General features: G+C 41.7%; 9 protein-coding genes and 1 pseudogene. 2 read left to right on the top strand and 8 right to left on the bottom strand.

Going from position 1 to position 9,285, the window contains the following annotated elements; translation table 11 throughout:
• The 7 genes and pseudogenes from ACFFAP_RS31605 to ACFFAP_RS31575 all read right to left on the bottom strand — a co-directional run.
• The coding region (locus tag ACFFAP_RS31605; protein ID WP_375514915.1) for a filamentous hemagglutinin N-terminal domain-containing protein at window positions 1–1,193 on the bottom strand (1,193 nt) is incomplete at its 3' end.
• Between the two features lie 51 nt (window positions 1,194–1,244).
• Window positions 1,245–3,101: a ShlB/FhaC/HecB family hemolysin secretion/activation protein gene (locus tag ACFFAP_RS31600; protein WP_375514914.1), complete on the bottom strand. Its 1,857-nt coding sequence runs from the start codon at window positions 3,099–3,101 to the stop codon at window positions 1,245–1,247.
• 661 nt (window positions 3,102–3,762) lie between these two features.
• On the bottom strand, window positions 3,763–4,041 hold the full coding sequence (locus ACFFAP_RS31595) for a WD40 repeat domain-containing protein (protein WP_375514913.1): 279 nt from the start codon (window positions 4,039–4,041) through the stop codon (window positions 3,763–3,765).
• A 108-nt stretch (window positions 4,042–4,149) separates the two neighbouring features.
• On the bottom strand, window positions 4,150–4,380 hold the full coding sequence (locus ACFFAP_RS31590) for a DNA-binding domain-containing protein (RefSeq protein ID WP_375514912.1): 231 nt from the start codon (window positions 4,378–4,380) through the stop codon (window positions 4,150–4,152).
• A 282-nt stretch (window positions 4,381–4,662) separates the two neighbouring features.
• The gene (locus ACFFAP_RS31585) at window positions 4,663–4,875 is read right to left on the bottom strand and encodes an SDR family oxidoreductase (protein ID WP_375514911.1); all 213 of its coding nucleotides are present in this window, start codon (window positions 4,873–4,875) and stop codon (window positions 4,663–4,665) included.
• Between the two features lie 41 nt (window positions 4,876–4,916).
• Window positions 4,917–5,166, bottom strand: a pseudogene (locus ACFFAP_RS31580) (helix-turn-helix domain-containing protein); the annotation flags it as partial.
• A 334-nt stretch (window positions 5,167–5,500) separates the two neighbouring features.
• Entirely contained in the window at window positions 5,501–6,601 is a 1,101-nt protein-coding gene (locus ACFFAP_RS31575) for an ABC transporter ATP-binding protein (protein ID WP_375514910.1), read from the bottom strand.
• 448 nt (window positions 6,602–7,049) lie between these two features.
• Here ACFFAP_RS31575 and ACFFAP_RS31570 point away from each other — a divergent pair, with 448 nt between their 5' ends.
• Window positions 7,050–7,154 (top strand): aminotransferase class V-fold PLP-dependent enzyme, encoded by a 105-nt coding sequence (locus tag ACFFAP_RS31570; protein WP_375514916.1) that lies wholly within the window; start codon window positions 7,050–7,052, stop codon window positions 7,152–7,154.
• A 6-nt stretch (window positions 7,155–7,160) separates the two neighbouring features.
• Here the strand turns inward: ACFFAP_RS31570 and ACFFAP_RS31565 are convergent, their stop codons facing one another.
• Window positions 7,161–7,475, bottom strand: coding sequence for a hypothetical protein (locus tag ACFFAP_RS31565; RefSeq protein ID WP_375514909.1), 315 nt, complete (start codon window positions 7,473–7,475; stop codon window positions 7,161–7,163).
• A 491-nt stretch (window positions 7,476–7,966) separates the two neighbouring features.
• Between ACFFAP_RS31565 and ACFFAP_RS31560 the strand changes: the two genes are divergently transcribed.
• Window positions 7,967–9,285 (top strand): ABC transporter substrate-binding protein (locus tag ACFFAP_RS31560; protein ID WP_375514908.1); only part of this gene is annotated, 1,319 nt, incomplete at its 3' end.

The following is a 9,285-nucleotide window of genomic DNA, read 5'->3' as shown; positions in this document are numbered from 1 at the left end:
ACCTTATCAGTGGCATTAACTCGGATTGTGCCTGCATTTCCCTTACCATTGCTACTGGTATTTAATTGACCGCCATTTTTCACTTCAACGTTATCCGCGTTAATCTCGATTTTACCTGCGTTACCAGTAGATCCAGCTTCCACTTGATTGAATGCACCACTGAGAAAGCCGTTCGATACTCCATCAAAAACTACTTCTCCAGTGGCATTAATTTCGATATTTCCCGCTTGAGTTCCAGGTGAACCCAAATCTGGGTCTATTCCAGCTAATAACCGACCTCCTCCCACAATATTTACGTTACGACCGTTAATCGCAATACTACCGCCACTCCTACCTTGAAGATTCGCAACTGCTTCTTTAGAGAGTGCAACATTCACCACTGCTTGTTTAGAGAGGGATACATCAGCTCGTTCAACATCATTGGGAAAACTTAAAGAAGCTACTCTTGGGATTCCTTGCGACTCTTGGACATTAAAACCGACTATTCCCGCACCAGTCAATCCTCCCAACTCAATCCGACCCCAAGCTACCTGCAAGCTCCCACCATCAAGGATGACATCTCCACCTACCAGTGCCAAAGTGTTCTCCGGCCGTAAGTAAAGAACAGCAGATGATTGATTGACAATACTCGCTGAATTTTCTCTCAAGCGTAATCCTACAGGGATATTCACTGTCAGCAGTGGCGGGGAAAGTGGGTTTGTGGCACTAAACTCCAACCCATTATCAAACACTAGGCTTTCTGCGGTAGAAGCTACAAAGGAGCCTCCCATATTTAAAAGGGCATTGGGGCCAAAGACAATTCCATTAGGATTAATCAAAAACAGATTGGCTGTGCCCAAAACCCCCAAAGTTCCCAAAATATTCGAGGCATTACTCCCTGTCACCCTAGTCAAAATATTCGTAATTCCTCCTGGATTTGTAAAATAGGCTTTTGCTCCTTCACTAACGTTAAATTCTTTGAAGCTGTGGAATAGGTTGGCTCCTTGAATTGCTCCCCCATTAATCCGGTCAATAGGACTGCCTTCAAGATTGTCTGGCACTACAACTGAACTTTTATTGCCTAGAGTCGCATCAGGTGTGATTTGGGCTTTTGCCGGACAGGGAGCAATACAAGAGAACAAAGCCAACACAAAATTCACCCCTATAGATAGAGGTAAAGTATTGGATAGGAGCGATCGCTTGGAGTGTTGCATAACTTTTGATTTCTAGACCTTTGTTAATCAGAGATTTTGTGACCAAAATTTTTAGAAAGGATTCGCAACTATTGAAAAATAAATACCCTCTTCCTGTAAAGTTCTGCCTCTGTCTTGAATATCTGTTAATGGAATACCATAATCAAGGCGAGCATTTAGGCGATCGCCCATTTGCCACTGTAAACCCAATCCCAACCCCAGCAAGGTATTAGTCAAGATAGTATTAGTATTTTGGTCTGGTGGCTTGCCAAAACTATTCCAACCCACACCAAAATCAATAAACGGCACTACTTGCAAAACTCCTCCGACATTTTTTACCCGCAGTACTGGTAATTGCAGTTCTGCTGATGCTAAAAAGCCGTTATCTGTTAAGAGAATATCTTGTCGATAACCCCGAACACTACGCAGACCGCCTAGCCCAAATTGCTCTAAAGGCACAAGGGCACGGGTTGACAATTGCAGGTCAGAACGGATCACCAGTAAAGTCTGCGGTGCTAAAAGTCGCACGTATTGTCCTTGCCCCCGCCAAGAAAAAAACCGACTATCAGGAGGGTCATTGTTGACGGTAGCATTGAAGATATCTAAACCAAGGTTAAATTGAGAGCGCAGGGCTAAGGCTTGTTGAGAATTACGCTGCTGATATTCTTGGAAGAATTGCAAAGCTGAGATGCGGGTTTCTCCTTGTTCATTAGCACCATCTGACAAGCGAAAACCATTACCTAGCACTTTAGATTTGCTTTCTTGTCGTAACACGGATAGACCCACAGCAAATTCTCTGTTGGGAGATAAGATTAAAGGTTGGCGGAAGCCTAACTCGAAATAATTGGAATTACCAATAATATCTAAGCGGTCAAAGGGTGGTTGGACAATTTTAATACTCGTCAACCCACCTCTGAGGGTAATTGCGCCATTACGAGGATTAACGGGTATATTGTAGCGCAAGTCAAAGGCGTTGCTACCATCGGTATTGATATATTCCAAATTCAAGTCATCCCCAAAACCGAGTAAATTTCCTTCGTTAATGCGGACACCGCGTCGTAAGCTGCCAACACTAGGCGCACGACCATTATCTATAAAAAATTCTGTATTAAAGGAGTCAGCTTCTATTACTTTGACTGTTAATAAACTTAATTCGGGACGCGACCCAGCAGACAATTCGGCTGATATATTCTGAATTAGAGGGTCAAGTTGTAAGAGTTGCAAAGCTGACAGCAAGCGCTTTTGATTTAAGGGTCTAGCTGTGGCAATGGCTAATCTGCTGCGGATGTAATTCGAGTTCAACCGTCGTGTACCCGTTACCGCAATTTCTTCTAGCCCTCCTTCAATAATCTGGATTTTAACGACAGATCCCTGTTGAGATAAGGTTTGACCAGCCGGAATCACAGCACCACAATTGATATACCCCGCATCGGTATAGAGTTTGGTTATAGTAGCCTCAACTTGTAGTAATTCTGTAAAGGTTAGCGATCGCTTGGTGAATTGGGCAGTAACTTTAGTTAACTTTTCATCGCTAAATGCCGTGTTCCCATCAAACTCGAATTTCCTAACGACGATACTTTTAGGAAGTTCTAAGCGGTCTTCAGAGGAGAAAAATGTTCGACGAGGAAGTTCGAGGGCAGGTTCTGGGCGTCGCTGTGGGATTGGGATTGGGTGTGTTGGCTTTGAGTCGAGAACCTGAGACAAAATTGGGTCTAATCTTAGTTGCTTCAACTTTGATAAGCCTGTTGTGAGTACTGGGCTTCCTGACAAAGCTAAGTTTTCAATTTCTTCAACAGACTGTCTCTGGGTCTTAATAGGTAAGACATTAGCCAACGCACTACTTTGGTTAAAAGCAAGTAACACTGCTAAAATTTGCCAGAAATTTAAGAGTGTTAAATACCAGAAGCATATACAGCAAACTTTCACCATTTTTATAGAAAATCTCACTATTTTTTAAATCATTTTGCCACCACCATAGTGAGACAAGCAAATAACTTTATTTTACAGTAATTCTTCATTTATTTAACTACTATATAAAGGAGTTGTATCAAGACTATTTTTATATATAGCAATCCGATTTTATTCCTGAATTACTCGTAGAGACTGGGGACTGGGAAGAAACAATAAAGGTGTACTGAGTTTTTTCACGCAATCAAATGTTTTATAGTAATCTTAAATCATTTGTGAAAATCAATCATCTATAAATATTTTCGGGAAATTCAAGATTTAATGGTGAACAGCGAGTTCAAATAAACGCTTGACAATAGTAAAACATTTACATAAATGATAAAATTATCTAACGAACTTTTTTGCAAACAACCAAATATATTCCATAGGGTTTTGTGTAAGATCATTAGGAGTGAAGCGAATCAAAATAATTTTCCATTCGTTCTCGTTTAGCCCCTGATTTTCAGATTTTAAATAATCTTGAAATTCAACTGAACAGTGATAACTAGCTCCATCCCAAATCAAAGTAATGCACCTTTTAGCATATTGAGTAAGCAGGTATTCTACGAATGCGATCGCCTACGGTGGGCGCTTGCGCCATGGCCAATTTATAATCACCTTTTTTGAATGGCTTAACTAAAATTTATTGTGTGTAATAATTCAGTGCGCCAAAGTATGTCTGTCTTTGTCTTTCGTCCCGAACTGAAACTTCAATTCTTTTTTTGGTATTACCCCACCCATCAGCACCGCTACTAACAATCTTCTGCCCATTTTGAATAATAGCAACTGACAAAACTTTATCTTGATGCTTCTTTTTTTTGAAGGGCTGACCATTGAATTTGTTTTCCTCTACCTGTTCAATTTTCTGCGCCAACGGTTGGCGTTTCTCAATAATATCAACGAGTTGAGCAGTTTTATTCATAAGTATATATCAAGTTTATGATTGATGTAACTTCCGTATTCCATTGAGAATGAAACAGTAAAAGACAGATTTGGAGATATTTAACACACTCATAACACCCCTTAATAATTAGCTGTTGAGCTTCTGGAGATGACGTGTGAGCGTAGTCTCCAGTAACCTTAACCTTTCCTCGAATTCAGCTATTTTCTGACTTAATGGCACTTCCTCAAGACATCCCAAAGAATCAGCCAAAGCGCTAAACACTACTTCGGTTTGAGATGTACGATTTCGCTCTACATGATTACTCAACTCGACAAAAAAAGATTTCGGAATTCTGACAGCAATTTGAGGTTTAGTCATGACAAATAAATATTTATTTTTTCATGCTATTAACTCGCTGACTAAGCATGGCAAATCTAAACCTCAGTTTATGAAAGCTATTTACGAGTGTCGATACAGATAAAGTCTTAAAAGTTCACCTAATGTTCACATAGGGGTTGAGTTATTCGTGATGAATTGAGGTCGCATCTCGTTTGCCAAGGAACTTCCAAAGTGCGATTCGTTGATGGCTCAATCGGATGACAGGGGAATAGAAGAATTAAAGAGCGATTGCAATGACTACCTTTTTGGTATTTTCTTTTTCTAATTAATCGTTGCTACCCAACCGCCATCCACACGCAAGTTAACACCGTTAATATAATCAGCCAGAGGACTAGAAAGAAATGTCACCAGATGGGCTACGTCTTCAACAGTTCCTAGTCTACCAGTGGGATTGCTCATCACCCCTTTTAACATCTGCTGCTTGATCTGCTCTGAATCTGTCCCCCATCCTTGCGCTGAACCAATCTGAAGCATGATTGCGTTCAAACTCGGTGTGACAATTGCGCCAGGACTTTCTGTTCATAAGCTTGCTTCCAACCCGTTATAGAACCTCTTGATACCTCTAGAATTGTTTGGATTTCATCATATAACTAGCCTTGATAAACCAGCTTGACTGCCAACGCTTTCCTGATTTCACGCGCATCTGGACGCAGAGCGATAAAATCCTTGTAATTCGGCTCACGCATCAAGTGCTATTCCCTCTGTTGACGCTTGCCGGGATACTCCGAGTCCGAGTGTGGCAGTTTGTAAATCCTGGCTTATCATTGTCCTTTATTAGACTTTCATTTCCCTACGTATTATCTTTTAGTCTTGTTCAAAAATCAAATAGGAGTCCTATATATCTTGATGAGCGTTAGAAGATATTCCGATTACGAAAGCTTTTATTGGTTCTTGTACTAGGGGCAAACTCTACGATTTAGCTCAGGCAGCTGAAGTTTTGCAATTTTAAAGGATGCAGTGGCGATCCAACGGGCAAAAATTATTTAGCCTCACCAAGAACAGTGGCTATATCTTGATATTAGTTCGTAGTGAGGGCTACCCTATGGGAACGCTTCGCGAACAGCCCTCATAAGATGCAAATTAGATGTGTTTTAGCTTACTAGCTGCTGACACCTAATATTTGTCTTTTAACAAGAGCATGGCCAGATTGAACATCAAACCAGTGAATATCCTCAGAGGGTAATGCTAGTGTAATATCCTCGCCACTCCAATTTTGGTCTGTTGGCAACAAAGCACGTACCGTAATCGCTTCGGTTTGTGAACCCTCAATTTTGACGCTAACCAAATAGTGCATACCCAAGTTTTCCACTAAAAATACTTGCCCTTGGATAGTCTGGGTATCACCTGGTTGAGCAATGCGGACATCTTCTGGGCGGATTCCCAGAACAATCTGCGGTGGTACAGTTGGTATATCGGGGAGAAGCACTTGGAACTTACCCAGAATTGCGTATTTTCCTTTACAAGGTAGAGTCAGCAAATTCATTTGCGGACTACCAACAAATCCAGCCACAAATAGATTAGCTGGATGGTTATAAATGCGGTCAGGCGGGTCAAGTTGCTGGACATAGCCATCGTTGAGCAATGCAACTTTCGTAGAGAGCGTCATCGCTTCGGTTTGGTCGTGGGTGACGTAGACAACTGGCACTTTTTGTGCCGCAAAAATTTGCTTGATATCGGCTCGGACTCGTTCCCGCAACAGTGCATCCAGGTTACTTAAAGGTTCATCCAGCAGGTACACATCGGCATTACGCACCAAAGCACGACCGACAGCAACCCGTTGCCGTTGACCTCCAGACATTTGGCCAGGCTTGCGGTTCATTAACTCTGCTAATCCTAAAACTTCTGCCACTTCTGCCACTCGCTGTTTAATTTCTGTAGGTGGTACTTTTTTCAGCTTGAGTCCAGAAGCAAGGTTTTCGTACACCGTCATGTGGGGATAGAGTGCATAGCTTTGAAATACCATTGCAATGTTGCGATCGGCTGCTTGCTTATAGGTGACATCCACCTCCCCGATCTTAATTTGACCGCGAGTAGGTTCTTCAAGACCCGCAATCATTCTTAGGACAGTAGATTTGCCACAGCCAGAAGGGCCAAGTAAAGTGAGAAACTCATCGTTATCTACAGTTAAGCTAACGTCTTTGACAGGGACGACTTTAGGATTATAGGTTTTATTCAAGTTTTTGAGTTCGAGTTTAGCCATTTTGATTTTTCTCAGAGAGTTGGGTTTAAAACAGCTTAATGCTCTACCAATTGCTAAATAAGGTATTCCCCCGATTGGGCGAAGTGCCTAGTCAAGTTTTGCAGCAAGCGTTTAAACAATTGCACCGAGCGTGGGAAGGATTTCAAAAAGTTTGGGCAATTCAAGTTTTTGTTGTTTCCCCAGTTTAAACAGAATCCTGTGCAAGGGATACATATTGCATTGCCCAAGCTTGGGCTGATTCCAAAATCAGAAAAGAAAGCAAGAATCACCCCAGCCGGAAGTAAATAGTGAAATAGAAAATAGAAGTAATCCTTACCAGTCAATGTTTATACCTGGATTTATCACAAGTAAGAAAAAATCATTAACTTGAGCAAAATTTTAGAGGATTTAATTGATACATCCTAAAATTAGATTCAAAAACCGGATTAGTCAAAGTAATTCATAATTCATAATTGATAATTCATATATTCTGGGTACGGTGTTACCGATTCACGACATTGCAGCGATCGCGCACTTTCACGGTGCATTAATGGTAGTTGATGCTGCTCAATGACTGAGCTTAGGAGGGTGTTCGCTCACTTAATCTAGTTCTCGACTGCCCTAATTTCTTAGGGTTGCTGGGTACTGGTAATGTCGTAGCTCTTTCAAGTGCTGTTTTTCCCAATTGGGCTGGTGGTGGTGTAGTTATTGCTGCTACTGCAATTTTTTTATAATTAGGTACTTGTGCTGTGTTCGGCTCACGCATCAAAGCTCTCTGCCAATATTTGCTGCCTATTAATAAAATAGAGTGCAATAGAATAGAAGTAACTACACCAAAGAGCATATCGAGAGAGCGCACGCTCCGATTGCACACAAATTCATCAGATGAAGCCATGTTATTGTACTTTCTTTAATAGCAGCCTCAACAGTCTATTTACGCACCCGATGTTCTAGTTGAAAAGCATTGCAGCTTGATGTTACAACAATTTTAGTCGATCGCGATATCACTTTAATTTGGGATGGGTGCTACTGATCACCGGGCACATGCTGTAAAAGAAGCATTGTCAGTCTTACAAATAAACCTAGTACGCCACAGCGTAAATAGAGCAACCATTTAAAATTCCTAAAGAGCTTATTCCATAAGCTTTATTTAGCGCAGCTTTATAAATAATTGGTATTACGTGAAGATATTCGCTATCATACATGTTATCAATCTTCTACAGAACTGATTGAACGGGTTCATTTATTTGAACAAGAATATTAATTCCAACCATGAGTGAAACATTACCCAAGCATTTTGATAAAAAATAATACAAAATAATCTTTATTCAGATATTTTATGTTTTTATTTCCTAATAATTACCACTAGCGATCGCTACATTGATAATGTTGTACCGAAAGCCAATTAACAAGTTAGAAAAATTCATCCAAAAACAAAGTTATTTGCATATAGGGGTTTTCCTGGCAACTCTCTTGAGCATTATATTGTTCAGTTGGGTAGCACTCTCGCAGCAACCAGTTACCCTCAATATATTAATGACTGCTCCTGATGCCGAACCTTGGAGGCAGGGTTTGATTAGAGATTTCGAGGCTGAGAACCCAGGTATTCGCATTAACCTAGTTGAAGGGCCGAATGCCACAAATTTGCTCGAAGACCTATATACCTCATCTTTTATCTTAGGTGAATCCCCTTATGACCTGATCAATATGGATGTGATCTGGACATCCAAGTTTGCTGCTGCTGGATGGTTGCTACCCTTAGGCGATCGCATTTCTAAACAGGAGTTGGCAGCATTTTCATCACAGGATGTAGAAGGAGGACGTTACCAAGACAAGCTGTACCGCATACCAGTGCGTTCCGACGTGGGAATGCTCTACTACCGGGAAGATTTAATTAAACAAGCAGGGTTGAAACCGCCAGAAACCTTTGATGATTTGATCCGAATTTCCCAAGTTTTGCAGAAGAAAAACCAGGTAAATTGGGGCTATCTTTGGCAAGGTCGCCAATATGAAGGACTTGTGGCGATGTTTGCGGAAGTCCTTGATGGCTTTGGTGGCTTCTGGGTTAATCCCAACACGCTTGAAGTTGGACTAGATCGACCAGAAACATTACGAGCCATTGAGTTTCTGCGTAGTACCGTTAAAGAAGGCGTTTCTCCTCCTGGAGTCACCACCTACCAGGAAGAAGACACGCGACGCTTGTTTCAAAGTGGTCAAGTAGCGTTTTTACGCAGTTGGCCCTATGCATGGCCTTTAGCCCAGGCAGAAAATTCGCCAATTCGGGGCAAAATTGCGATTAAACCAATGGTTCATGCTCCTGGTAAGACGGGAGCGGCTTGTTTAGGGGGCTGGGGTTTAGGGATTGCGAAATCTTCTCAACATCCAGAAGAAGCTTGGAAAGCAATTCAGTATTTTACCAGTCGGGAAGCAGAGCGCCGATTCATTTTCAGTGCAGGCTATGTGCCAAGTCGCCGGGATTTGTTTACAGACCCAGAGATTGTTGCTAAATATCCCCACTATCCGCAGTTATTGAAGGTCGTGGACAATGCAGTTTTACGTCCGCCGATCGCGCAATATCCTCAGACATCAGATATTTTGCAGCGTTATCTCAGCGCTGCGTTATCTGGTCGGATGAATCCTGAACGAGCAATGCAAGCTGCTGCTAATGAAACGCGGCGATTGTTGGGGGCAGGGAGCAGGGGGGC

This window comes from uncultured Nostoc sp. (genome assembly GCF_964245575.1).
Taxonomy (GTDB): domain Bacteria; phylum Cyanobacteriota; class Cyanobacteriia; order Cyanobacteriales; family Nostocaceae; genus Nostoc.
The sequence above is the reverse complement of the archived record's forward strand: the minus strand, read 5'-3'. Positions and strand labels throughout refer to the sequence as shown.

Excerpts from the sequence above, each read along its gene's own strand:
- ACFFAP_RS31585 (WP_375514911.1), bottom strand. The coding sequence starts at position 4,875 with ATGCTTCAGATTGGTTCAGCGCAAGGATGGGGGACAGATTCAGAGCAG.
- ACFFAP_RS31575 (WP_375514910.1), bottom strand. The coding sequence starts at position 6,601 with ATGGCTAAACTCGAACTCAAAAACTTGAATAAAACCTATAATCCTAAA.
- ACFFAP_RS31595 (WP_375514913.1), bottom strand. The coding sequence starts at position 4,041 with ATGAATAAAACTGCTCAACTCGTTGATATTATTGAGAAACGCCAACCG.
- ACFFAP_RS31565 (WP_375514909.1), bottom strand. The coding sequence starts at position 7,475 with ATGGCTTCATCTGATGAATTTGTGTGCAATCGGAGCGTGCGCTCTCTC.
- ACFFAP_RS31590 (WP_375514912.1), bottom strand. The coding sequence starts at position 4,380 with ATGACTAAACCTCAAATTGCTGTCAGAATTCCGAAATCTTTTTTTGTC.
- ACFFAP_RS31600 (WP_375514914.1), bottom strand. The coding sequence starts at position 3,101 with ATGGTGAAAGTTTGCTGTATATGCTTCTGGTATTTAACACTCTTAAAT.